Annotated in this window: 21 protein-coding genes; 18 read left to right on the top strand and 3 right to left on the bottom strand. The window is 51.6% G+C overall.

Annotated features, from left to right (window positions below; genetic code table 11):
- Positions 1-15 precede the first annotated feature (15 nt).
- The 12 genes from APY94_RS02765 (at position 16) to APY94_RS02715 (ending at position 10,481) form a co-directional block, all read left to right on the top strand.
- Positions 16-324 carry a nucleotidyltransferase family protein gene (locus APY94_RS02765; protein WP_058938192.1) on the top strand — a complete coding sequence of 103 codons (309 nt, stop codon included), beginning with the start codon at positions 16-18 and terminating at the stop codon, positions 322-324.
- Positions 321-443 (top strand): HepT-like ribonuclease domain-containing protein, encoded by a 123-nt coding sequence (locus tag APY94_RS12860; protein WP_083500597.1) that lies wholly within the window; start codon positions 321-323, stop codon positions 441-443. The genes APY94_RS02765 and APY94_RS12860 overlap by 4 nt, the downstream gene beginning before the upstream one ends.
- Positions 440-1,444, top strand: a complete 1,005-nt coding sequence (locus APY94_RS02760) for a mevalonate kinase (RefSeq protein ID WP_058938191.1) — start codon at positions 440-442, stop codon at positions 1,442-1,444. Before APY94_RS12860 ends, APY94_RS02760 begins: the two co-directional genes overlap by 4 nt.
- Positions 1,441-2,232 carry an isopentenyl phosphate kinase gene (locus tag APY94_RS02755; protein ID WP_058938190.1) on the top strand — a complete coding sequence of 264 codons (792 nt, stop codon included), beginning with the start codon at positions 1,441-1,443 and terminating at the stop codon, positions 2,230-2,232. Before APY94_RS02760 ends, APY94_RS02755 begins: the two co-directional genes overlap by 4 nt.
- A 57-nt stretch (positions 2,233-2,289) precedes the next feature.
- On the top strand, positions 2,290-3,024 hold the full coding sequence (locus tag APY94_RS02750) for a hypothetical protein (RefSeq protein WP_058938189.1): 735 nt from the start codon (positions 2,290-2,292) through the stop codon (positions 3,022-3,024).
- Between the two features lie 171 nt (positions 3,025-3,195).
- On the top strand, positions 3,196-4,326 hold the full coding sequence (gene fni / locus APY94_RS02745) for a type 2 isopentenyl-diphosphate Delta-isomerase (RefSeq protein ID WP_058938188.1): 1,131 nt from the start codon (positions 3,196-3,198) through the stop codon (positions 4,324-4,326).
- A gap of 179 nt (positions 4,327-4,505) precedes the next feature.
- Positions 4,506-5,321 carry a hypothetical protein gene (locus tag APY94_RS02740; RefSeq protein WP_157065448.1) on the top strand — a complete coding sequence of 272 codons (816 nt, stop codon included), beginning with the start codon at positions 4,506-4,508 and terminating at the stop codon, positions 5,319-5,321.
- A complete protein-coding gene (locus tag APY94_RS02735; RefSeq protein ID WP_157065447.1) occupies positions 5,311-5,682 on the top strand; it encodes a hypothetical protein in 372 nt (123 codons plus the stop codon). Before APY94_RS02740 ends, APY94_RS02735 begins: the two co-directional genes overlap by 11 nt.
- A 184-nt stretch (positions 5,683-5,866) precedes the next feature.
- Complete coding sequence (locus tag APY94_RS02730) at positions 5,867-7,201, top strand: RNase J family beta-CASP ribonuclease (protein ID WP_058938185.1); 1,335 nt, start codon at positions 5,867-5,869, stop codon at positions 7,199-7,201.
- A gap of 67 nt (positions 7,202-7,268) precedes the next feature.
- Positions 7,269-8,300 (top strand): polyprenyl synthetase family protein, encoded by a 1,032-nt coding sequence (locus tag APY94_RS02725; RefSeq protein ID WP_058938184.1) that lies wholly within the window; start codon positions 7,269-7,271, stop codon positions 8,298-8,300.
- A 79-nt stretch (positions 8,301-8,379) separates the two neighbouring features.
- Positions 8,380-8,910 carry a DUF3267 domain-containing protein gene (locus APY94_RS02720; RefSeq protein WP_245610392.1) on the top strand — a complete coding sequence of 177 codons (531 nt, stop codon included), beginning with the start codon at positions 8,380-8,382 and terminating at the stop codon, positions 8,908-8,910.
- Positions 8,911-8,957: 47 nt separating this feature from the next.
- Positions 8,958-10,481, top strand: coding sequence for an MFS transporter (locus APY94_RS02715; RefSeq protein ID WP_058938182.1), 1,524 nt, complete (start codon positions 8,958-8,960; stop codon positions 10,479-10,481).
- A gap of 6 nt (positions 10,482-10,487) precedes the next feature.
- On the opposite strand, the gene APY94_RS02710 is transcribed toward APY94_RS02715, so the two are convergent.
- Entirely contained in the window at positions 10,488-11,288 is an 801-nt protein-coding gene (locus APY94_RS02710) for a class I SAM-dependent methyltransferase (protein WP_058938181.1), read from the bottom strand.
- A gap of 335 nt (positions 11,289-11,623) precedes the next feature.
- On the opposite strand from APY94_RS02710, the gene APY94_RS02705 reads away from it, so the two are divergent.
- A complete protein-coding gene (locus APY94_RS02705; protein ID WP_058938180.1) occupies positions 11,624-12,646 on the top strand; it encodes a hypothetical protein in 1,023 nt (340 codons plus the stop codon).
- A 13-nt stretch (positions 12,647-12,659) separates the two neighbouring features.
- Positions 12,660-13,256: a hypothetical protein gene (locus APY94_RS02700; RefSeq protein ID WP_058938179.1), complete on the top strand. Its 597-nt coding sequence runs from the start codon at positions 12,660-12,662 to the stop codon at positions 13,254-13,256.
- A 23-nt stretch (positions 13,257-13,279) separates the two neighbouring features.
- Here APY94_RS02700 and leuS read toward each other — a convergent pair whose 3' ends face one another.
- Positions 13,280-16,180: a leucine--tRNA ligase gene (gene leuS, locus APY94_RS02695; protein ID WP_058938178.1), complete on the bottom strand. Its 2,901-nt coding sequence runs from the start codon at positions 16,178-16,180 to the stop codon at positions 13,280-13,282.
- Positions 16,181-16,468: 288 nt separating this feature from the next.
- Here leuS and APY94_RS02690 point away from each other — a divergent pair, with 288 nt between their 5' ends.
- Positions 16,469-18,559, top strand: coding sequence for an NYN domain-containing protein (locus APY94_RS02690; RefSeq protein ID WP_058938177.1), 2,091 nt, complete (start codon positions 16,469-16,471; stop codon positions 18,557-18,559).
- 6 nt (positions 18,560-18,565) lie between these two features.
- Here the strand turns inward: APY94_RS02690 and APY94_RS02685 are convergent, their stop codons facing one another.
- Entirely contained in the window at positions 18,566-19,642 is a 1,077-nt protein-coding gene (locus APY94_RS02685; protein ID WP_058938176.1) for a M24 family metallopeptidase, read from the bottom strand.
- Positions 19,643-19,767: 125 nt separating this feature from the next.
- Here APY94_RS02685 and APY94_RS02680 point away from each other — a divergent pair, with 125 nt between their 5' ends.
- From APY94_RS02680 to APY94_RS02670, 3 genes are all read left to right on the top strand, one after another.
- Positions 19,768-20,268 (top strand): hypothetical protein, encoded by a 501-nt coding sequence (locus tag APY94_RS02680; protein ID WP_058938175.1) that lies wholly within the window; start codon positions 19,768-19,770, stop codon positions 20,266-20,268.
- Between the two features lie 473 nt (positions 20,269-20,741).
- Entirely contained in the window at positions 20,742-21,326 is a 585-nt protein-coding gene (locus APY94_RS02675) for a 50S ribosomal protein L15e (RefSeq protein WP_058938174.1), read from the top strand.
- A gap of 268 nt (positions 21,327-21,594) precedes the next feature.
- Entirely contained in the window at positions 21,595-22,641 is a 1,047-nt protein-coding gene (locus APY94_RS02670) for a hypothetical protein (RefSeq protein WP_058938173.1), read from the top strand.
- Positions 22,642-22,843 lie beyond the last annotated feature (202 nt).

The following is a 22,843-nucleotide window of genomic DNA, read 5'->3' as shown; positions in this document are numbered from 1 at the left end:
TTCTTATTTTCTACCATGCAGGCCACACGCGTTAAAACACTTGTGGATGTTCAAAAAATCCTGCGTGCTCACAGGAAGGAACTGAGTGAAAAATATTGTGTTAAGCGTATTGGCGTTTTTGGCTCCTATTCCCGGAACGAGCAGAGGGAAGACAGTGACGTCGACATTTTCGTCGAATTTGAGCGTCCCGTAAGGATGATAACCTTCCTCCGCTTACAGGAATACCTCGAAGAACTGCTGGGAGTTAAGGTTGACCTTGTAACCAAGGGGGCCCTGAAGAGACGCATCAGGGAACGGATTCTTAAAGAGGTGAAATACGTATGAGAGATAAGTTAATTCATGCTTATTTCGGCGTTGACCTCTCGCTTGTCTGGTACACGATTCAGAACGAGCTCGATGAGTTGGAAAACGTCATGACAAAGCTCCTGGAGGGTCAAAAATGAGGGTTTTGGCATCTGCCCCGGCTAAAATTATACTCTTCGGCGAGCACAGCGTCGTTTACGGTAAACCAGCGATAGCCGCAGCTATAGACCTCAGAACCTATGTGTGGGCAGGGTTCAACGATAGGGGTGCGATAAAGATAGAGGCCAAGGACATACGCGTTCCGGGCCTTACGGTATCCTTCTCCGAGGACGAGATTTACTTCGAGAGCGACTACGGAAAGGCCGCTGAAGTCCTCAGCTACGTCCGTCAGGCCATAGAGCTGGTGAGGGAGGAGGCAGATGCGAACGGTAAGGGTGTAACCGTCTCGATAACATCTCAAATTCCTGTCGGTGCTGGCCTCGGCTCATCCGCTGCGGTTGCCGTTGCGACCATCGGTGCGGTCTCAAAACTGCTCGGCCTTGAGCTGACCAACGAGGAGATAGGAAAGCTCGGCCATAAGGTCGAACTCCTCGTCCAGGGGGCATCGAGCGGTATAGACCCAACGGTTTCGGCCATAGGCGGCTTCATCCACTACGAGAAGGGGGACTTCGAGCACCTGCCCTTCATGGAGTTGCCCATAGTCGTCGGCTACACGGGTTCGAGCGGTTCAACAAAGGAGCTCGTGGCTATGGTGAGGAGAACCTACGAGGAGATGCCAGAGGTTATAGAACCGGTGCTCGTTGCGATGGGCAAGATAGTCGAGAAGGCCCGCGACGTTATAACCTCTGACCTCGACGAGGAGCTCCGCTTCACCCGGCTCGGAAGGCTCATGAACCTCAATCACGGCCTCCTAGACGCCCTCGGAGTTTCAACGAAAAAGCTCAGCGAGCTGGTCTACGCCGCGAGGGTTGCCGGGGCAATAGGAGCAAAGATAACCGGTGCAGGTGGCGGCGGCTGCATGTACGCCCTGGCCCCGGAGAACCAGAGCGAAGTTGCAACTGCCATAACGATAGCCGGCGGAACGCCGATGATAACGAGGATAAGCCGCGAGGGACTCAGGATAGAGGAGGTCCTGCCATGATAATCGTCAAAGTCGGCGGCAGCGTCTTCAGCGATAAGAAGGGTGAGCCCGAGAACTTTGACCATGAAACCGTCAGGAACATAGCGAAGGAGATAGCCAAGTTTTATCCCCGTGAGAACTTCATCGTCGTTCACGGAGGCGGGAGCTTCGGCCATCCTGAGGCGAAAAAGTACGGTATACGCGACGGCCTCCCTGAGGACTGGGAGACCGCCAACTTCCGGAGGATAGGCTTCACCGAGACCCATCAGGCCATGCTCCGGGCAAACGCGAAGTTTATCAGGGAGTTCGTCGGAGAGAACTTGCCAGCCTTCTCAGTCTCCACATCTTCGGTCTTCATAACCGAGAACGGCGAGGTGGCCTACGGAGACATTGAGGTCGTGGAAAGGCTGCTGGAGCTTGGGTTCATCCCCGTTCTCTTCGGAGACGTCTCGATAGACCTCGCGAAGGGCATCGACATACTCTCCGGCGACCAGATCATTACCTACCTCGCCAAGATGCTTGAGCCGGACAAGGTTATCTTCCTCATGGACGTTGACGGAATCTACGACGGCAAGCCTGGCGAGGGAGGACTGATTCAGAGTCTCAGCAGAGAGGAGATAGATTCCCTCCTCGAAAGGCTCCACTGCACCGCCGCCGGAACCGACGTCACCGGGGGAATCTGCAACAAGCTGGAGGAAGCGAAGAAGATAGCAGAGCACTCGGAGGTCTGGTTTGTCAACGGGAAGGTTCCGGGAAGGCTGAGCGGGGCGATAAGGGGCGACGGCTTCGGCACGAGAATTAAAGGGTAACGCCTGCAAAGCGTAAACTTTTTATTTTCATCTGGGTATTCACCACGGGGATTCGTGATGGGTAGAAAGGCTCTCGCCGTTGTACTTATCCTTGTGATCTTCGGATGGGCATTCCTCGGCATTGAAACGGCCGCCAGAATGGGCGCTCTGAACGACTTCATGGCCGGCCCGGAGGGCCTCCGGGTCACTAGCTCCGTTGTAGAGACGTCGAACGGGTCTGTACTCGTCATCGAGTGGCATCTCCAGAGAAAGCCCCTGGAGCGGCTCCTGAACGGTCGTGATTCGATGTTCCTGTTCTATCCCTCGGGTGTTCACGTATCTGGGAGTGTTTACCCGCTCATAGCAGGCTTTCCCTGGGTGAACCTCACGGTTTATCCCGTGGGGAGGCAGGTAACCAGGGGCGAGATTGATTATACCGTCTGGTACTACGACACCCCCGGCTGGGCCGTTCCGAAGGTTGAAATGGTGAGGGTTGTCTATCCCGTTCCCCCAAACGTGAGCGGTGGTAGGCTAAAAGTTCCTTTTGTGGCAACAAACTGGTCCATCTGTTCGTCGGTTCCCGTAATCTTCGCTTACTTCCACGACACCGGTGGGGAGGAGGTTAATCCGGATTACATTGCCCTCCGACCGAGGATCGGCCTCGGCCCGAACTACCCCGTCTTTGGCAACGGCACGCTTGAGATGCTCTTTGACTTCAACACAACCCACTGGGTCGAACTGTATATGGGGAAGCGCGGCGGCTGGGTGGAGGTTAGAGTCTTCAACGCGACACTCCCGTGTGAAAGCGACTGATTGCCTTAACCCACGCTTCCTTTATTCTGATGTGAGCGCCATGAACACCGCCGGCATTCCGTCGGGTGGTGCTGGTTAAAGTCTTGCTGTGGTATTGCATGGATAGTTGAGAAATCCACGCGCTCCAAAAACCTCTTAACCTTCTGCTCCGTTCTCTCTTCGGTGGTTGAAATGGAGGCTTTTGATAGGGAGGAACTCACTGTCATCAGGAAGTTTGAGCACATAGAGCACTGCCTCAAGAGGAACGTCCAGGCCCACGTTTCCAACGGTTTTGAGGACGTTCACTTCGTCCACATGAGCCTGCCCGAGATAGACAAGGACGAGGTTGATCTGAGCGTCGAGTTTCTCGGGCGGAAGTTCGATTACCCGATTTTCATAGCCGGAATGACCGGCGGAACGAGGGGCTCTCAGCTCGCGGGCAAGATAAACAAGACTTTAGCGAAGGCCGCCCAGGAGCTGAACATACCGATGGGCGTCGGCAGCCAGAGGGCGATGATAAGGAAGCCTGAAACATGGGAGAGCTACTACGTCCGCGACGTTGCCCCTGACGTCTTCCTCGTCGGCAACCTCGGGGCACCGCAGTTCGCCGAGACCATGCCCGACAGATACGGGGTTGATGAGGCCCTGAAAGCGGTCGAGACGATTCAGGCCGATGCCCTGGCGATACACCTCAACCCGCTCCAGGAGAGCGTCCAGCCCGAGGGAGACACCCAGTACAGGGGCGTTTTGAAATCTTTGGCCGAGCTGAAGGCGGAGTTCCCGTACCCGATTATAGCGAAGGAGACGGGAGCTGGAGTTTCCATGGAGGTCGCGATAAGGCTTGAGAGCATCGGAATTGATGCCATTGATGTGGGTGGCCTCGGCGGGACGAGCTGGAGCGGAGTGGAGTACTACCGCGCAAAGGACGAGATGGGAAGAAACATGGCCCTCAGGTTCTGGGACTGGGGCATAAAGACCGCTATAAGTGTTGCGGAAGTTCGCTATGCAACAGAACTCCCGATAATAGCCACCGGCGGGATGAGGGACGGCATAGCGATGGCGAAAGCTTTAGCGATGGGGGCGACCTTTGCCGGAGTTGCCCTGCCCCTGCTCAGGCCCGCGGTCAAGGGTGACGTTGATGGAGTAATAAAAATCCTCAGGCGCTACATAGAGGAAATAAGAAATGCCATGTTCCTCGTCGGGGCCAGAAACGTCGAGGAGCTCAGAAAAGTGCCGCTCGTGGCCACAGGGTTCACGAGGGAGTGGCTTGAGGTGAGGATTGACTTAGCCGAGTTTCTCAGAGCAAGGCGGAGAAAAGCTTAACTTTTCTGCTTTCTAATGCTCGTTTTTGTTCGCTCTTTTACTCAAGCTTCTTTTGGCTGGTTCTAAGATGAAAACTTCAGTTAGAACAAATCTATACTCGAAAAAAAGGAAAAATATTTACTAATAATAAAGGAAAAAGTTTATAAGTTTTGAAGTCAAAAATATTATTGCAATATTTGATGGGGGTCTATATGAAGTTGAAGTTTTGGTTGGCAATACTGATAGGGATGCTAAGTGTTGGGACTACTGCCAAAATAGCTCTAGCAGGTGAAGTATTATACGCCAACTTTGACCATAGATTGGTTGATCCAGTGCATTCGGGAGACATCGACTATCTTTATTGTACTTGGACTTACCTTTCAGGAGCACCTCATGATGCATGGTCAGTGGAGATTAGTCCTGTGTACGACCACTTTACTCTATTACATCACTGGGATGGGGGAGGTGTACATAATCCACTTACTTACGGCTGGTTTATTGAGGATACGGTTAGGCAGGGAGATTCAAATCCTTATGACTATTACTATGGCGTGCCCGCTCCATGGCTCAAAGTCCAATATTCAGCCAACCAGGTAACTACTGTTACATATACCTGCAAAGTAAGTCTGCATGATCATTTGTTTGATATAGACCAACTGCCAGTATATCTGAAAGTATTGGAAGCTACTGATTCACTCACAGTCACTATATGGCCAGAGAGTTCAGGCACGTCAAGTTTAGTAATGTCATCACTATCATACTTAAAACCCCACAAGTATAGTGCTCCCAAAATTAGAGATTTGTCAAAATACAAGAACTTGGCATTAACCAATGGAAGAACTGCCGTAATTAACGTGTTAAAAAAGAATAAAGCACTTGTTGATTCTATTGATTTTATCGTACTTGAATACAATGAAAAAGAAAATGCTTGGATAATTTCAGGATATAAATACTCAGACCATCACAGCAAAAGTCTTATATTTAAGTCTATGCAAAAATCTATAGGTGGTGGTTGACGTGTATCAGGGACAACACTCAGATTTTTTCAATTTTCTCTTTGATGCTTTTGTTAACTTATTTGTGATACTCATCCTTTCAGCAGTAACAGGGGCAATGTTCTATGGGGTTGCTTCCTATTTTGGAGCGGCAGAACTTGGGAAAGCGCTTATGTTTTCAACTCTCGCTGTTGTTTCTGCATTGGTATTTGGCTCAGGAGCTTTGTTCCATATGAGCAGGCGTGCAAATCGTGTCTTATTACTCTCCCTCCTAACCGTGGTTGTGTTACTCTTCTATTTCAATCAACACGCCCTTGCAAGCATCCTTTTGGGTGCCTTATTTGCTTCCTGTTTCCAAGTAAAACGGTCGAGAAATTATTGAAATTTACTTGGGGTATACTATAATAAGCGATAACTCTGGGGGAGGCAGTATCACTTTTGTCCGGGCAACTTATCCTGGAGTAATTTAATCCAGGAATGCACACCTTTTTAAACCCCTGGCAACAACTAAGACCAACGCAGCCCCACGCCTCAGGAGAGGCCTGGGGGCGTAAGGAGGAATAGACATGATAAAAATCTACACCATTAGCGGTTACGAGGAAGTCGGCAAGAACATGACCGCCGTCGGTTACTCCAACGGCGGCAGGGAAGAGGTCGTTATAATCGACATGGGCATAAGGCTCGACCGCGTTCTCATCCACGAGGACGTCAACATCCAGCAGTTTCCGGCTAAAGAGCTCCAGAAGCTCGGCGCCATCCCGGACGATTCCATTCTCAGGAACAAGAAGGTCGTCGCCATAACCTTCACCCACGGGCACCTGGATCACATAGGCGCCATCGGCAAGCTCGCGCCCCACTATCCCGACGTGCCCATATACGGAACGCCGTACACAATAAAGCTCGCCAAGAGTGAGGTCAAGAGCGAGCAGTATTTCGAGGTCAAGAACCCCATGTACGAGACCGGGTTTGGCGAGATAGTCCAGGTCAGCGAGAACCTGGCGATAGAGTTCGTGCAGATAACCCATTCGATACCCCAGGCGGCTATGGTCGTCGTCCACACGCCCGAGGGCGCGGTCGTCCACACCGGCGACTTCAAGTTCGACAACAACAATCCCCTCGGCGAGAAGCCCGACTACAAACGCCTCAAGGAGCTCGGTAGGGAGGGCGTCAAGGTTCTCATTCCGGAATCCACGCGCGTCTCCGAGCCGACCAAAACCCCGAGCGAGGCCGTTGCCCAGATGCTTCTGGAGGACTTCTTCCTCTACGAGGGCATGGAGGCGGACGGGCTGATAGCGACTACCTTCGCCAGCCACATCCCCAGGCTCCAGGAGCTCATATGGATAGCCAACAAGATGGGCAGGCAGGCGGTCTTCGTGGGCCGCTCCCTGGCCAAATACACCGGCATCGCCAAGCAGCTCGGGCTGATAAGAATGAAGGGCGCCCGCGCTGTCAGGAGCCCCAACGCCATAAGGAAGGTTCTCGCGGAGGTCTCGGGCGCGAGGGAGAACTACCTTCTCGTGGTCACCGGTCATCAGGGCGAGCCGGGGGCGGTCCTCACGAGGATGGCCAACGGCGAGCTCTACGACATCGGCAAGCGCGACACCGTTGTCTTCTCCGCTGGAACGATACCGAACCCGCTCAACAAGGCCCAGCGCTACGTCCTTGAGACCAAGCTCAAGATGAAGAACGTCAGGATGATAAAGGACCTCCACGTTTCCGGCCACGCCAGCAGGGAAGATCACAGGTACCTCATCAGGATGCTGAACCCGGAGAACATCGTCCCCGCCCACGGTGAGTTCAGGATGCTGACCCACTACGCGGAGCTGGCCGAGGAGGAGGGCTACCTGATAGGCAGGGACGTCTTCGTGTCGCGGAACGGCTACCTGGTCGAGATAAGGTAGGGTAAAACTGATAAAGAGTTGCCCTATTTTTCCTTTAGATTGCTTTCATCACTCACGGGGTGATATAATGGGGAAGTACGATGAGCTGTTCGCAAGGGTTAAGACCATGGCAAAGGACGTTGACGATGCCATATTCGAGCTCATCCCTGAGAAGGAGCCTAAGAACCTCTACGACGCATCCAGACACTATCCGCTCGCCGGTGGAAAGCGCGTTAGGCCCTTCGTGGTTCTTCGCGCGGCCGAGGCCGTCGGGGGAGACCCGGAGAAGGCGCTCTACCCTGCCGCCGCGGTTGAGTTCATCCACAACTACTCCCTCGTTCACGACGACATCATGGACATGGATGAGCTCCGCAGGGGAAGACCGACCGTCCACAGGCTCTGGGGCGTTAACATGGCGATTCTGGCTGGAGATCTGCTCTTCAGCAAGGCCTTTGAGGCTATAGCCAGGGCCGATGTGAGCCCGGAGAAGAAGGCCCGCATCCTCGACGTCCTGGTCAGAACCTCCAACATGCTCTGCGAGGGACAGGCACTTGACATAGAGTTTGAGACCAGAGAGGAAGTCACCGTCGAGGAGTACCTCAGGATGATAAGCGGCAAGACCGGGGCTCTCTTCGAGGGTTCCGCCGAGATAGGTGCGATAGTCGGAACGGAGGACGAGGAGTACATCAAAGCACTCGCCAAGTGGGGAATGAACGTCGGGGTAGCCTTCCAGATATGGGACGACGTGCTTGACCTCATAGCCGACGAGGAGAAACTCGGAAAGCCCGTCGGCAGCGACATAAGGAAGGGCAAGAAGACGCTGATAGTCAGCCACTTCTTCGACCACGCGAGCGAGGAGGACAAGGCCGAGTTTATGGGAGTCTTCGGCAAGTACGCGGGCGATGCAAAGGGCGACGCCCTGATACACGACGAGAAGGTCAAGGAGGAAGTTGCTAAAGCTATCGAGCTTCTCAAAAAGTACGACAGCATAGACTACGCCGCTCAGTACGCCAAGAACCTCGTGAGGGAGGCCAACGAGGCCCTGAAGATTCTCCCGGAGAGCGAGGCGAGGAAGGATCTGGAGCTGCTCGCCGAGTTCCTCGTCGAGAGGGAGTTCTGATGGGGAGCTGAGGCTCTCCGATCACTCCTCCGACGTCGTTATTCTCTCCTTTCTGCTACTCATCGTTTCGGCCCTAGCGGTGCCGTGGCTGGAGGTCTCGATAGGTTCCCCCGGCGATTTTCTTTACCTCCTTGTTCTACCGTGGGTGGTCCTTGTTCCGCTCCACGAAGGGCTGCACGCCCTTGTTGCCAAAGTTTTTGGTGCTAAGGTTCGGTTTGGAATCACCACTTTTGGAAAGCTCATCGTTGCGCCTTACATAGCCATTGAAACTCCCCTCCGCGCGAGGGAATACGCTGTTGTCTCGCTCGCCCCGCTCCTCATATCGGCCGCCTTCCTGTCCCTGGCCTGGCTCCTCCGTTCCAACTTCTGGGCTCTCGCCTATGTCTTCAACACGGCCGGCATGGCGGGTGATTTCCTCACGGCCCTTTCGCTCCTCAGAATGCCCCCCGATGCGAAAGTCTTCGACGACGGAACGGCCCTCCGCTCCGATGCCGAGATTTCCATCTCCTATCCAGGATGGGTTTCACCTGCCCTGAAGGTCGCGATTCTTATGCTCTTCCTCGTGATCCTCATCCTGGGCCGGGTCGAAGTCGTCGTCGAGAATGGCTAGGCAAATCTTATAACATCGCTCCCCCTAATCGTTCTCTGGTGAACTAGATGGGACAGTCTAAGTGGGGAGTCCTTATCATAATGAGCGCGGCGCTCTTCATAATGTTCATCGACACGACGATGATGAACGTTTCTATAAGCGCCCTTGTAAGGGATCTTGACACAACCGTGGCCGGCGTTCAGGGCGCGATAACGCTCTACTCCCTCGTAATGGCTGCCTTCATGATAACCGGCGCAAAGCTCGCCGATATCTGGGGAACAAAGAAGGTCTTCTTCAGGGGGCTGGTTATATATACTATTGGAACACTGATGGCTGCTTTCGCCCCCAACCTTGCGGTTCTTCTTCTCGGCTGGTCGATTCTTGAGGGCATAGGCGCCTCGATGATGATGCCCGCCACAGTTACATACATCACCAAGGCCTACACCGGCAAGGACAGGGCCTTCGCCTTCGGCGTCTGGGGAGGCGTCGGTGGAGCGGCGGCGGCTTTCGGCCCGATAATAGGTGGTTTCTTCACGACTTACATTACCTGGCGTCTTGGCTTCTTCATGGAAGCCTTCATCGCCGCGGGGATATTCGCCTACATGAAGATACTCTCCGACTACAAGCCGGAGAAGCGGATAAAGCTCGACGTTATCGGAGCGGCACTCGTCGGCGTTGGTCTGTTCCTGCTCACGCTCTCGGTACTCATAATGGATCCGCTATCAAACCCGCCGGTTCTGCTCCTCATGGTTGCCGGCTTGGTCGTTCTGGCGGCATTCTGGAAGTACGAGGAGCGGAGGAAGGCCAGAGGAGAGGACGTGCTGATCGACGTGGACATCTTCAAGTCCAAGGTTTTCACCGCCGCCAACCTGGTGAGCATCTTCTTCCAGATAACCCTCGCGGGTATAATGTTCACGATTCCTGTCTTCGTTCAGCAGTACCTTCACTACAACGCCATCCAGACGGGCTTCGTTATAGTCCCACTCTCGATAATGATGTTCATATTCTCCATGAGCGGGCAGAAGTTCGCGAAGTACCTCACGCCAAAGCAGATAATCCAGCTCGGCATAGTTCTGACCTTCGTTGGTCTCTACCTTGTCCTGCGCGTCCTTAAGCCAGGTGTGGAAGGTTCCGACTTCGCCATCGGTCTCGCCCTCTACGGCACCGGCTTTGGGCTGATATTCTCTCAGATAACCAACCTCGCCATGATGGGCGCCAAACCGGAGCAGCAGGCGGACGCTTCCGGCATCTTCAACGCCCAGAAGCAGTTCGGTCTATCCCTCGGAACGGCCTTCATCGGTGCGGTTCTGGTTCTTGGAGTCATCCACAGCATAACCCGGCAGATTTACGAGTCGGGCCTCTTCGAGGGAAGCAAGGAGCAGATAAAGGAGGCCGTGATTCAGTGGATAATCAAGATGCAGCAGGGCGAGCTGAACATTCCGCCGGGGTACCACGATGCAGTTATTAAAATTGTGAGGGCATCGTTCATAGACACTATGAAGGTTGCGGTTCTCTTTATGATGGGCGTTCTCGTCATCAGCGCCCTTCTATCGTTCTTCCTCCCGAAGGGGGAGAAAGCGGGGGAAAGTTAGAGGGGATCACCTGACCAAAACCCAGCCGACCGGTGGGTGCTCTGCACCCCTCTTCCACTTTTCGTAGGCTTTGTCCCACCTCCTCAGGAGTTCGGCGCGCTTTTTCTCGTCTTTTATCCGTTCCACGTACTCCCGCGGGATGTAGGCGAGGTAGTGCGGAAGGTTGGGTTCAAAGACTCCGCTTTCGACAACTTTTCCTCCGGCACGCTTTACAAATTCCTTCAGCTCCTCCATTGAGAAGTAGTGAAGGTCGTCCTTCTCACCGAAGAGGGCTTCAAATATCTCCTCGCGCAGATTGTACAGCTCAATGTGGGCCATTTGACGCTCGTTGTTTGCTATCGGAAGGCTCTCGGCTATGAAAACCTTTCCGGCAACGCGGAGCATCTCCGAGAAAACCCTAACCATCGTCTTCTCATTTTTCAGGCTTCTCACCCCGTGAACGAGAACGGCCAAATCGAAGGCTTTGAATGGAAAAGGCAGTTCTCTTGCATCGGTCTTGAGAGGGATTACCCTGTGCCTTAAGCCCGCTGAATCGGTTATCTCCTCGAAGAAGCGCCATCTTGCCCTATCAACCGCCACAACGCGGCCGGTTTCGCCGACGAGATAAGCGAGTGAGACAGTTGTTAGAGCGTGAGCGCCGCATCCAACCTCTAAAACGTTCATTCCCTCTTTTAGGGGCGCGAACTGGAGAACGCGGAAGCGTTCGAGCATCTCGATGTGGAGCCAATTTGGAGGCAAAGGAAGCTCGTTCCTTAGAGGGATTTTGGAAAGAACGCTTTTTACAAATTCTTCTTCTTTGAACTGCATGAAAGACACCGGAAAATGCTAAAAGGCTCCTCCTTAAGGGTTTTTCGGAGAAAAAGTTTTATAAGTTGGGGTTGAATTAATAGCGAGAGTAAATTTTTGGATTTGTGGAATTTCCTCCCGAATGGTACCGGGCTTAATTTTAGTTTACACTATCGATTGTATCGCCATGCAATTCTTTTACTCAGGCTTCTTTTGTTTTATCCTAAGAGCAGAACCTAACTCTGAATAAATTTATACTTGAAAAAAAGAAAGAATTTTTACTTAAAGTAAGAGGAAAAACTCATAAAGATAAAGTGATTAGAACCTATTGCACACCACTTAAGGAGGTGAACCCCATGAAATGGAAGCCATTGTTCGCAGTCCTGCTGGGACTGCTTATGGTTGGGGTAACTGCCGAAAGCACAGCGGCATTAACAACTAAAAATTTGGACAACATACCTAATATGCAGGAGTTACCAAGAATCACCATCAGGAATGGGCATGTTATAGTTGGCGGGTACTCCTTCCCCATAGATGGAAAGATGGCAGTGCTTGACTCCAAGGGTCCCTCGAAGTACGAGGTTCCAATCAACCTAGTTCCGTGGTATGTTGTGGGGAGAAGTATAACCTTGCAGATACAGAACGAATATCTATCTACTGGAACTATTGATGAAGAGAAAATAAATAGACTCGTACAGATACTAGAAGTCATTACCGGCAAAAAATTTAGCTCTAAGGATTCTAGGGCACTTAAGGATCTCATTATCCAGGATATCAAAAAAGAGGCCAATTTAATTAGGTATGAGAAATGGCTCAAGACTCAGGAAGTATCAGAGAGCACGGCAGCAACAAGCTCTTCTTCATGGCTTCCCACAATATACCAGCCATTCGTTGATATAAAAGGCGATCCTGGTGTTCTTCATGGCGGAGAGGATCCTTATGGCCCATTCGAAGGAGACAACGGAATTGTAAAAGTCTACTGGTATATACACATGACTCAAGTTGGACCAATATTTGAAATTACTATTGTTTACAAAGATGAGGATGACCCAATTTGGGAATTGGACAAGAGTTATGATGCTTACAGGTGGATGCACTATGGGCGTATAGAGGACATGGAGACTTTCTATTATTACGCTTGGTACAACAAAGCAGATTTCCCATCAATCTACTCAACTGATGAATTCTTCGATAATCCTTTCCACGGGCCCCATGGTGATAAATATGGGGAGTCATACAAAGCTATATATGTCAGCACTTGGAACCATGCCATGAGTGCTCAAGTGGATTCAAATCCAAACCTTAAGAAAAAGGTATGGAAGCCTGGAAGTTATCCAACAAAAGAGGGAACTAGGGAAGATGCCGAAAACGACTATTAGGGGGTGCTTCCAGATGCAGAAAAAACTCCTAGAGTCTGCCTTTTTAATTTTCTTTTTAACCCTGTGCTTTTTTTCGTGGCTAAACAAAGCCCGCTGGATGGAACTCGTATCCTTATTGGGAATAGTTGGGGTTGGATACGCTTTCAAATCTTCACCACGATGGAAACTGACGATTGGGGGCTTCGTTCTGGCTATCTCTCTGCCCCTTGTCACATTGACGTTGGGAAAAACATGGTACTGGGTTACCGTTTTTATGATACTGCCTCCCTATTACCTCGGCTCACTGATCAGGCTGTCAAGAACGCCCTTGAAGTCACTGATCGTTTCGGTCCTGATGTTCATCCCCTTTGTAATCCCCCTTCATTTGAATTTTTACATCTGGGGTGCCACAGCACTTTACTGGCTGGTCCTGGGTCTGGTTGGCGGTCGCATTCATTCTTCCTATTTAGAAGTGCTGGTGCCTCCCCTCGTGGTCTACACTCTCAGCTTGGTCATGGTGGTAACTCTCACCCTCACGGAAACCCAGCTCCTGAAGGTAGCATCTCTGACTCCTCTCCTGCCGATTTATCCGGTCGGTGCGGCTATTACAATGGCTTTAAAAGGGAAATAAAAAACGACGAAATAAAAAACGACTCACTCCACAAACACCGCCGGCTTCAGCGGCATCGCGGCCTTCTTCTTTCCCCCTTTGTTCTCCTCGGGGTTGAGGATTATCTCGATGCCGAGCTCCTTCTCCATGAAGCCCTTTGCCTCCCTCAGGGCCTTCTCCTCGTTGATCCTCGTGACGTCGAAGGTCCTCTCCTTGATGAGGCGCTGGATGAGCTTGCTCACTTCTTTGCCGTGCTTCCTCATCTCCGGGTCTTTCATCAGTTCGGCCATGGCGCTCTTGAAGTCCCTCTTCTCCGCGACCACCTCGACAACGCGCCACTTCCACTTCGGGGCGGTGTAGACGTAGGCCCTCTTGGCGTCCTCTATCTTTGCCACGCGGATTATCTCCTTGATGTCCTCGATGAGGGCCTTGACGAACTCCTCCTCGGCCTCGATGGTTTCGTTCCACCACTCTGGAACCGGCTCCGGCCACTTCGCCAGGCTGACGAAGCCCTCTCCGCCCAGCTTCTCCCAGAGCTCCTCGCTGATGTGCGGGGTGAACGGCGCCATCAGCCTTACCCAGACCTCGGCGAGCTTCCTCAGGACGAAGCGCTTGGCCTTGTCGTCCCTGCCCTCGGTTCTCCTCATGTACCAGCGCAGGTCGTTGAGGACGCTGTAGAACGCCCACTGCACTGCCGTCCTCGTCCTGAACTCCTCGAGCGCCTGAGTTGCCCCTTCGATGGCCTTGTTCAACCTGTGCAGCATCCACTTATCGATGTCCTTAAGCTCGGTCTCCTCCGCCTCGTAGGTGGCGAACTCGCTTATCAGCTCGTAGAAGCGCTCGACCTGCCTGCGGAGCTTTCCAACTTCCTTCCTCCTCCAGTCGAAGTCGCTGTCGTGCTCGGCGAGGCCCATGATGTAGAGCCTGACGACATCGGCGCCGTTCTCCTCGATGGCATCGATGAAGTTCAGCACGTTGCCCTTGCTCTTGCTCATCTTGGTGCCCTCGAGCGTTCCGAAGCCGTTAACGGCGATGCCCTTTGGCCAGTGCTCCTTCCTGAATATGGCCGTGTGGTTGAAGATGAAGAACGTCAGGTGGTTCGGTATCAGGTCCTTCGCCGAGCAGCGCCAGTCGAGCGGATACCAGTACTCGAACTCCTCCTTCATCTCGTGGATGGTTTCAGCCGGGATTCCGGTCTTCTCGGCCAGCTCCCTCTCCTTCTCCTCGCTGAACTCCTCCAGGAACAGGTAGTCGAAGAACTCCCTCGTGAGCTTCTCGGGGTCGAGCCTGCCCTCCTTCCTCAGCCTGTTCATGTGCCTGCTTATCGTATAGTACGCCATGTAGATAGTCGAGTCGCTCAGGCTCTCGATGACCCAGTCGGGGTCCCACGGGAGCGGCGTTCCCAGTCCAACTTTCCTCGCGCAGGCCTTTTTGTCGAGCCAGTCAACTATGGCATCGAACTGTGTGCGCCTGCTCTCCGGATAGATGGTCATGTTCGCGAGGGCCTCACGGGCCTTCTCCTTCCACTCGGGGTTTCCGTAGTCTATGAACCACTGGTCGTGGATTATCTTGATGACCGCCTGGTTGCCGAAGCGCGAAATGACCGGCTTTTCCGCGAACTCGTACATTATTTCCGCGGTTCCCTTCTCCTGGAGCTCCTTGGCTATGAGGTCTTTGGCCTCCTGGACCGACTTGCCGGCGTAGGGCTCAATCTTGAAGACTCCCTTGTGGTACTCGGCCTTGTAGATGTTCTTGGTGGCCTCTTCGAGCTTCTCAACATCCCCCTGGCTCTTCACGCCGAGCCTCTCAGCCTCTTCAACCGCCGGGAAGTCGCCGTAGCCCTCCAGCTTGATCAGTGAGATGTAGCTTATCTCCTCAACCACGCGCGGGTCGACCTCGTACTTCAGCAGGATTTCGATTTCCTTCTTGAGGTCTTCAAGGGCCACGTGGTCGAAGGGCGCATGAGCCGGGACGCTCATAACGACTCCAGTCGCGTTGTCCGGGTCAACGAACTCTGCAGGCAGGATGATGACCTCGTCGCCGGTGACCGGGTTCTTCACGTACTTTCCGATCAGCCTCTCGCCCTTGAACTCCTCTAATACTTCAATCTCCCTGTCCTGGAAGGAGAGCTTGTAGGCAGCTTCCTTGCTGATTATCCATGTCTCCACCTTCTCGTCGCGCTTGACCTTTGCTTTGACGTAGGTGGCGTTGGGGTTCAGCCACATGTTGGTAACGCCGTACACCGTTTCCGGCCTCAGCGTTGCCGCTGGAAGGTAGATTTCCTCGCCGTCCTCCTCCAGGATGAACTTGATGATGACGTAGTCCAGTATCTGGACGTCTTCGCCCTCCATTATGTCGTGGTCCCCGAGGGCAGTTCCAACGACCGGATCCCATCTGACCCTGTGCGCTCCCTTAACGACCAGCCCCTCCTCCTTGAGCGTCCAGAACTGCCACTCTATGAACTTGCTGAAGGGCGGGAAGAGGCTCGTCGTGTGGAACTCGCGGGTCCAGTCAACTGAGAAGCCGGCTCTGATGAAGGTCTCCTTTGCGGCCTTCATGAAGTAGTTGACTATCTCCTTGGGATCTTCAAACTTCCAGAGTATATCCTCCGGAACCTTGTAGACGTCGCGGTAGATGTGTATGGTCTTGGGGTCGCGGTGCTTTATCCTCTCGGCGATTCCGACTATCGGCGCTCCCGTGATGTGCCAGGCCATCGGGAACAGCACGTTGTAGCCCTGCATGCGCTTGAAGCGCGCTATAACGTCGGGAATCGTGTATGTCCTTGCGTGGCCGACGTGGAGGTGTCCCGAGAGGTACGGGAAGGCGACCGTGATGTAGAACTTCTTCTCCTTTGGTTTCTCATTCGCCTTCGGTTCGAAGGCCTTCTCTTCCAGCCAGCGCTTCTGCCACTTTTCCTCAATGGCCTTGAAGTTAAGCTCAGCCATGGCCATACCTCCTCAGAATTTTTTCAAAAGAGCGTGAGCGATACTCCAGAATAGGGGGGTTATCCGGGAAATCAGGCATGGTTGCGATTCCAGCGATGGAGAAGACACTCCCCCCTCATTGGCATCGGAGCGAGTAACGGCTTTGGGTATTTAAGGTTTTTGGAAATTCAAAAGAGGACAGACTTTTTGTCCACTTTCAGCTCGACATGGTAAATTATTTAAGCAATTCGTAGCAAAGTATCCGCAGATTTTAGGTTCCCATCCAAACTTGGTTTGGGTGATTGAGATATGTCAGGGAATCCTGAGTTAGTTTATATTGATGACATTGAGGGCGGTCCCGTCATCGCGGTCAGAAAGTATGAGGATTATAAGTCCCTCTTAAATAAATACAAACCGGACGTTATGTATGCATCTGACAGATATTTTTACTTCTGGGACGGCAACAAGTTTTATGCACTCAGAAGGAGAGGATACAAGACGTTTGGGGATTTGGAGCTGTCGGTGAAGCTCGGGTTTTGGGATGCATCGGAAAATCTAAAATCTATTGAGTCTATTGGGGAGAAAGTTGATATCGACTATGGGGAGATAATAATACGCGGATATAACAAAGAGGGGAAACAGGTGACTCTGAGGTTTAACTCTGAAGGTGAATTGTTCTATTATGCAATAGACAGCGGATTTAAAGAGTTTAATGAATTCGTGGACGCCTTGAAGCTTGGTTTCCTTGATGGTGAATCATTCAGAAAAGCCTTATCGGGAGGATTCGCAGGCGCATCCGAATATTTTGATGCAATTGAGAGGGGGTTCACTAAATTTGATGAGTACGACGAAGCTAGGCGGCTTAATATCCCCTCCAAGTGGGAATACGACCTATTCAAGAAACTCAGCCTGATAAAGGAAAAGTACTCTTTGAAAACTATAGAAGAGGCTCATCTCATTAAAATTATATGTGACATGCCTGTTGGTGGGAGGGCTTCACTTCTGTCTCTTTGGAATCGTCTGCATTCTGAAAGGACAAAGGTATTGAGGAAATACAACATGTGGAATCGGAATACGAACTGGTACGGAGAACCGGAAATCCTGATCAGCCCAAAATCACTTGAGGGGTATCTGATCTCATCGGAGATCATACGGAAATTTGGAAAGTACAATGAGAAAGCCAAGTTGTTTGTGCGGATTCTGCCAGGAGGATTTTTGAGTGAAGACGAGTACAAATATGCAACGTCTAGAGGGTACAGGAATAGGCGTGAATACTTAGATGCCCAGAAAAGAGGTTTCATTGGTTCCCTTGGTAAGTTACAGTCTATCGAGCCCTTCACCATATTTGAAACAACATACAAGGTTTCAGGAACCCCCAATTTGAACCTTGGTGAAGAGTGCAAGATAAAATCGGGGAGAATTGGTGAGTGGAAGAAGCTGACGCTTAGGGATTTAGGGATCTCAACCGAGGCTGAGCTTTATAAATATGCCGTTGATAAAGGCTTTGAGTCATTTGGAGAGTTTTTTGAGTCCCTTAAACTTGGAACCCTGAAACGGGAGGAGTACCTTGCCGCTAAGAAGGGCAAGTTCAAGAGCATACTGGAGTTCTGGGTTTCCAAAGGATTGGGTCATTCTAGGAGACAGGAATTGATACGGGAGATTTATGCTGATTATGAGGAGCTTAAGAAACTCAAGGAAACCTACAAACTTAGAACCTACGGAGATGCATTGGTCTTTAGGTTGCTCCGTACGCTTCAGCAGAAGAAACGGAAGATTGACTTGGACAGCCTGTGGAGATGGCTAAAGGAGTGTGAGTACACATATTTTAGCAGGGGATCACTGTGGTATCACCTCGGTAGAAAAAGCGGGAATTACAGAACCTTCACCAGTAAGGAAGAGCTGGAAAAATACATCGTTGCCCTATTGGGGAAGCACGAGGAACTTGGGACATACGATGCCGAGAGCAAGTCGTTCGTGCCAAAGCTGCCTCCCGTCATTGTTGATGGGAGCAACGTGGCGTGGGAGGGTAGAGATAAAAAGCTCGGAGAGAAGGCTCTGGCAAGGAACATTGTGCTCGTCATTGAGAAGCTGAAGGAACTGGGATATTCTGATGTACAGGTTTTCGTTGATGCTAGTCTCAGGCACAATGTGGAGGACAGTGAAGTATTGGAGAAGCTAATCGTGTCTAAGACTGTAAAATTAATGCCCGCCGAAGTGCAGGCAGATGAGTACATAATAAAATACGCCCGCGACATTGACGCATATATAGTCTCCAACGATAGATACAAAGAATGGAGAAGGAAGAATCCGGATCTCGAAGAGTTCATCAAAACACATAGGGTTACTTTCACTATACACAAGGGAATCGTGCACTTTGATGAAAAGATTGAGGGTTTATGAGGGAGCTCATACGATTATCAGCTCCCTCTCCGCCCGCGTCAGCCTCTTTCCTTTTCCATCGTGAACGACGACGTCGTCCTCTATGCGAACACCACCCAGGCCCGGAACGTAGATTCCGGGTTCTATAGTGAAGGTCATGCCGTTCTCCAGGGCCACGTTTCCGTCCGGGCCAATGTACGGCTCTTCGTGGACATCCAGCCCGAGTCCGTGCCCGGTTCTATGGGTGAAGTACTCGCCGTAGCCGGCTTTCGCTATCGTCTCCCTCACGGCCCCGTCCACCTCCCTTGCGAGAATACCTTCACGGACGGCTCGGTATGCCCTCTCCTGTGCCTCTTTGACGACTTCGTAAATTTCCACCAGCCTCTCGTCCGGCCGTCCAAGGGCGATGGTTCTCGTGATGTCCGAGCAGTAGCCCTTCCACTTCGCCCCGTAGTCGAGTATCACCAGGTCACCCTTCCTGAGCCGCCTGTCCCCGGGCGCGTGGTGGGGGTTGGCGGCGTTTTCACCACTGGCCACTATCGGCTCGAAGGAAATCCCATCGCTGAGCTCCCTTATTGCCAACTCTATCTTCAAAGCCAGCTCCCGCTCGCGCATACCCAGCAGGTCCCAGCTCAAAAGCTCTTCAAAAACCCTGTCAACGACCTTCGCCGCGTGCTTCATGTAGTCGATTTCCCTGTGGTCTTTCCTCATGCGAAGCTCCCTGATGACTGAACTGAGGGAATAGAACTCGAACCCCCTGTTTCCGACGCGGAAGATGTTTATGAGCCAGTCGGCACGCATCGTGTCCTCTATGAGAAGTCTCCCGCCCGACAGGTGGAACTCCGCCAGGATCCAGGCGAGCTTGTCGTAAGGGTTCTCCCCGTCGCGCCAGAATGTAACAGGAAAGTTCCTGACAACGTTTTCATAGAGGCTCGGGGCCAGGAGCCGGTAGTCGCCGTCGGCGCTCACAACCAGAACGGTGAGCCTCTCACCAGCCTCGTGGATGTGGATGCCCGTGAGATAGTAGAGATTGGTCCCGGGACTGATCAGGGCACCGTCGAAGTTCCTTTCCTTCATGAGGGAGATGAATTTATCGAGGAGCATTTGTATCACCGTTAGCTAGCCTTTTGCACGGGATCTTTAAAATTTTCCTAATTTAAAGCATGCCCAACACACGGGGCACAAGTTTTATAAATAACGCATGAAAGTAACCCTCTTGGTGAATCAAAATGGTGAAATTAGAGTTTTCTGTGTCTGATGTGGGCATAAGATTTACTAGGCGGGGCTCATTCACCTCTCTTAAGGATAACGGATTAAGAATAAATCGGGTAAGGATTGTGCCCTCAGGCCGTTCGTTGAGATTGGTTCTCATGGAAAAAAGCAGAACAACAGCTAGAAGGAGACGTAAACTTGGCCCGGCAAAGCTTCCAATCCTAAAGAAGGAGTACCCTATGGAGATAGCCTCTAAATCCAAGTGGGTTATCTGGATGCCTAATTACTTCGATCTTGAGATGTGGTATCTCAATTCTAGGGGCAAAAAGGCCAACGAGCTTGTCCTAGAGGGCAAAGGCGAGATCCTCTATGTTGAGGGCGGAATCCAGAGAATAAGCAAGGTTCATGAAACAATCTCAGTCTATAGCATCGCGTTTTTGAGAAGTTCATCTTTCTGTGCTGAGGATTCTTTTCCGGCACTGGTAAACGGTTTAAACTACCTACTCTCCCTACGTTAGCCCGGTTTTGTTTTCACTGTAATTGTTTTTATCTTATGGTGTAACATAGATTTTATAGCAAGTCTTTTTGCCATTTCTTCGCTCTTAAGGATGAAGTAAAGTGCAGGGAGCCAGAAGCTACCTGCAAATCCAGCCCAGTAGATTATCCTCATAAACTCATGAAAGACTGAATGCGAGACGGTCCCCCCTCACGATGAAGTACTCGAAGTGATGGGAGTTTTAGTGGCAGTTTAAGGGGATAGCAGGTAACGTTCCTGCTCCAGCGTCCGATAGTGGGATAAACTAACACATAGGCGTCCTAAGAGGGGTAGACGATCAAGAAAGTTAGGAAGAGCTTTAGCCTCTGTCTGATCATTGTGGCTATTCCTCCGCAACCCTTAAAAACTCAACCTCGAACCTCGACCGACTAGGCGGGGCAAACCCGCGGGATGTTCCCGTAAGGGAGAACCACAAACAGGGAAGAGGTGAACGAGATGAGCATGTACAAGTACATTAGGGAAGCCTGGAAGAGCCCGAAGAAGAGCTACGTTGGGGACCTTCTCAAGGTTAGGATGATCAAGTGGAGGAGGGAGCCAGTCGTCGTCCGCGCCGAGAGGCCGACCAGGCTCGACCGCGCCCGCTCGCTCGGCTATCAGGCCAAGCAGGGCTACGTTATCGTTCGCGTCCGCGTCAGGAAGGGCGGAAGGAAGAGGCCCAGGTGGAAGGGCGGAAGGAAGCCGAGCAAGATGGGTCAGGTCAAGTACAGCCCGAAGAAGAGCCTCCAGTGGATCGCCGAGGAGAAGGCCGCTCGCAAGTTCCCGAACCTCGAGGTTCTCAACAGCTACTGGGTTGGCGAGGACGGAATGTACAGGTGGTTTGAGGTCATAATGGTCGACCCGCACCACCCGGTCATCAAGAGCGATCCGAAGATAGCGTGGATAGCCGGCAAGGCCCACAAGGGCAGGGTCTTCCGCGGTCTGACCAGCGCTGGTAAGAGAAGCCGCGGCCTACTCAACAGGGGTAAGGGCGCTGAGAAGGTCAGGCCCAGCATAAGGGCCCACCAGGGTAGGGGTAAGTGATCTCTCCCCCTTACTTTAATTCTAAATTCTTAGTGGTAGTAGCTTAAAGCTCCATTGAAATACGTCTCTGCTTCCATGGTTCAACTTTTGCATTTCCGAGCAACTCTTTTACCTGATCTTCTTTTGATTCGTTCTAAACCAAAAATGCAACTCGGAACGAATTAATACTCGAAAAACAAAGAAAGAGTTCTTATGTTAAGCAGAGAGAAAAATTTATGGGGATGGGTTGATTAATAAATAATGCAAAAACTGCAAAGAGGTGAACCTCGTGAAGTGGAAGCCATTGTTCGCAGTCCTGTTGGGACTGCTGATGGTAGGAATAGCGGCAGCTGAAACAAGCCCCCCAATGATCAAGCCCACAGAATCCAACGATACGTTAGACATCAAGCTCCCCCCGTCATCACTGGGAAAAACGATGTACTTCTATGGCGGGGATGCGGTGAAAGCCTTGGCAGAGCTTGAACACAAAAACATAACCCTAAGAATAGTTCTCGACCACGAATTATCCCGAATAACGTTCCTTGGAGTGTACGAGAATCCCGACGGTAGGGTGTATTACTACATTGTTGAAGGGCCCGTAAAAAAGGAGGCTGCCCTAAGGGACTTTATCAAAAATGCTAAGCACTTCTCGCAGAGGCCAACATTTAGAGAAGTATCGATGCTGGGACGAACTAGGAATTGGATCGACATCGGTGCGATCACATGGAAAAAGGCTTCTATCGGGACGACAATGGAGATGGGGGTAACTGCGGAGTTCAGCTATGTTCCCACTGCCTCTGGAATGATTTACTACCTAGTGGAGATTCATCAGGTTGCTAAACCCAAGAGACATGATATAGCTGTTGATGAAATGACCGTTGATGTCAGTGTTCCCGCCGAGATACCCCTTTCGGAGGTATGGATAAGCAAGTGGCTCCCCCAAACGGACGGGGGGCCCAAAAGATACTACTCGTACACCTCGCAGATAGGCGTGGACGGGAACCTGCTCAGTTATTCGGCATCTGCATCGACTAGTGAAGAAACCAACGATGGTATCACGTTTAGATGGAAGGTTAGGAGTCGTGAGATTGGCAGGGATGTTGAGTTCGTCCATTATGACTTTGTAAGGAAGATTGGAAATGGGAGGCTATCGCGACCCGCTTATGGGGTGATCCTCGATGCAAATCCGAGCGTTATCATCGTCTCCGCGCAGAACAATGCTCGGTTGTCCTTTGAAGCCCAAGCGAAGTTCAACATTGCCAACAGGATGATTGTCCCAACTGATACGCTGAAATTCGAAGTTGAAGTTAATCCTAAGGGCGTGAAAGAGCGTTGATTTTTCTATTTTTAACTTAATCTCGGCACTCACCGATGGCGAGGGTTATCCAGTGGCATTAGAGGGCAAGGCTTAAACGCCTTCGATGCATTCCACGCGGCAAAATAAAAGCTTGGATAAAGTTTACGAGCAGGTCGGGATCAAGAGAATAAAGCTTGAAGACCCGGAGTGAATATGGCTGTTTTTATCTTACCTTTTGAAG

This window comes from Thermococcus celericrescens (assembly GCF_001484195.1).
GTDB classification, from domain to species: Archaea; Methanobacteriota_B; Thermococci; order Thermococcales; family Thermococcaceae; genus Thermococcus; species Thermococcus celericrescens.
This window is presented reverse-complemented; position numbering and strand designations above follow the sequence as displayed.

Excerpts from the sequence above, each read along its gene's own strand:
- APY94_RS02765 (WP_058938192.1), top strand. The coding sequence starts at position 16 with ATGCAGGCCACACGCGTTAAAACACTTGTGGATGTTCAAAAAATCCTG.
- APY94_RS12860 (WP_083500597.1), top strand. The coding sequence starts at position 321 with ATGAGAGATAAGTTAATTCATGCTTATTTCGGCGTTGACCTCTCGCTT.
- APY94_RS02760 (WP_058938191.1), top strand. The coding sequence starts at position 440 with ATGAGGGTTTTGGCATCTGCCCCGGCTAAAATTATACTCTTCGGCGAG.
- APY94_RS02755 (WP_058938190.1), top strand. The coding sequence starts at position 1,441 with ATGATAATCGTCAAAGTCGGCGGCAGCGTCTTCAGCGATAAGAAGGGT.
- APY94_RS02750 (WP_058938189.1), top strand. The coding sequence starts at position 2,290 with ATGGGTAGAAAGGCTCTCGCCGTTGTACTTATCCTTGTGATCTTCGGA.
- fni (WP_058938188.1), top strand. The coding sequence starts at position 3,196 with ATGGAGGCTTTTGATAGGGAGGAACTCACTGTCATCAGGAAGTTTGAG.
- APY94_RS02740 (WP_157065448.1), top strand. The coding sequence starts at position 4,506 with ATGGGGGTCTATATGAAGTTGAAGTTTTGGTTGGCAATACTGATAGGG.
- APY94_RS02730 (WP_058938185.1), top strand. The coding sequence starts at position 5,867 with ATGATAAAAATCTACACCATTAGCGGTTACGAGGAAGTCGGCAAGAAC.
- APY94_RS02725 (WP_058938184.1), top strand. The coding sequence starts at position 7,269 with ATGGGGAAGTACGATGAGCTGTTCGCAAGGGTTAAGACCATGGCAAAG.
- APY94_RS02715 (WP_058938182.1), top strand. The coding sequence starts at position 8,958 with ATGGGACAGTCTAAGTGGGGAGTCCTTATCATAATGAGCGCGGCGCTC.
- APY94_RS02710 (WP_058938181.1), bottom strand. The coding sequence starts at position 11,288 with ATGCAGTTCAAAGAAGAAGAATTTGTAAAAAGCGTTCTTTCCAAAATC.
- APY94_RS02705 (WP_058938180.1), top strand. The coding sequence starts at position 11,624 with ATGAAATGGAAGCCATTGTTCGCAGTCCTGCTGGGACTGCTTATGGTT.
- APY94_RS02700 (WP_058938179.1), top strand. The coding sequence starts at position 12,660 with ATGCAGAAAAAACTCCTAGAGTCTGCCTTTTTAATTTTCTTTTTAACC.
- leuS (WP_058938178.1), bottom strand. The coding sequence starts at position 16,180 with ATGGCTGAGCTTAACTTCAAGGCCATTGAGGAAAAGTGGCAGAAGCGC.
- APY94_RS02690 (WP_058938177.1), top strand. The coding sequence starts at position 16,469 with ATGTCAGGGAATCCTGAGTTAGTTTATATTGATGACATTGAGGGCGGT.
- APY94_RS02685 (WP_058938176.1), bottom strand. The coding sequence starts at position 19,642 with ATGCTCCTCGATAAATTCATCTCCCTCATGAAGGAAAGGAACTTCGAC.
- APY94_RS02680 (WP_058938175.1), top strand. The coding sequence starts at position 19,768 with ATGGTGAAATTAGAGTTTTCTGTGTCTGATGTGGGCATAAGATTTACT.
- APY94_RS02675 (WP_058938174.1), top strand. The coding sequence starts at position 20,742 with ATGAGCATGTACAAGTACATTAGGGAAGCCTGGAAGAGCCCGAAGAAG.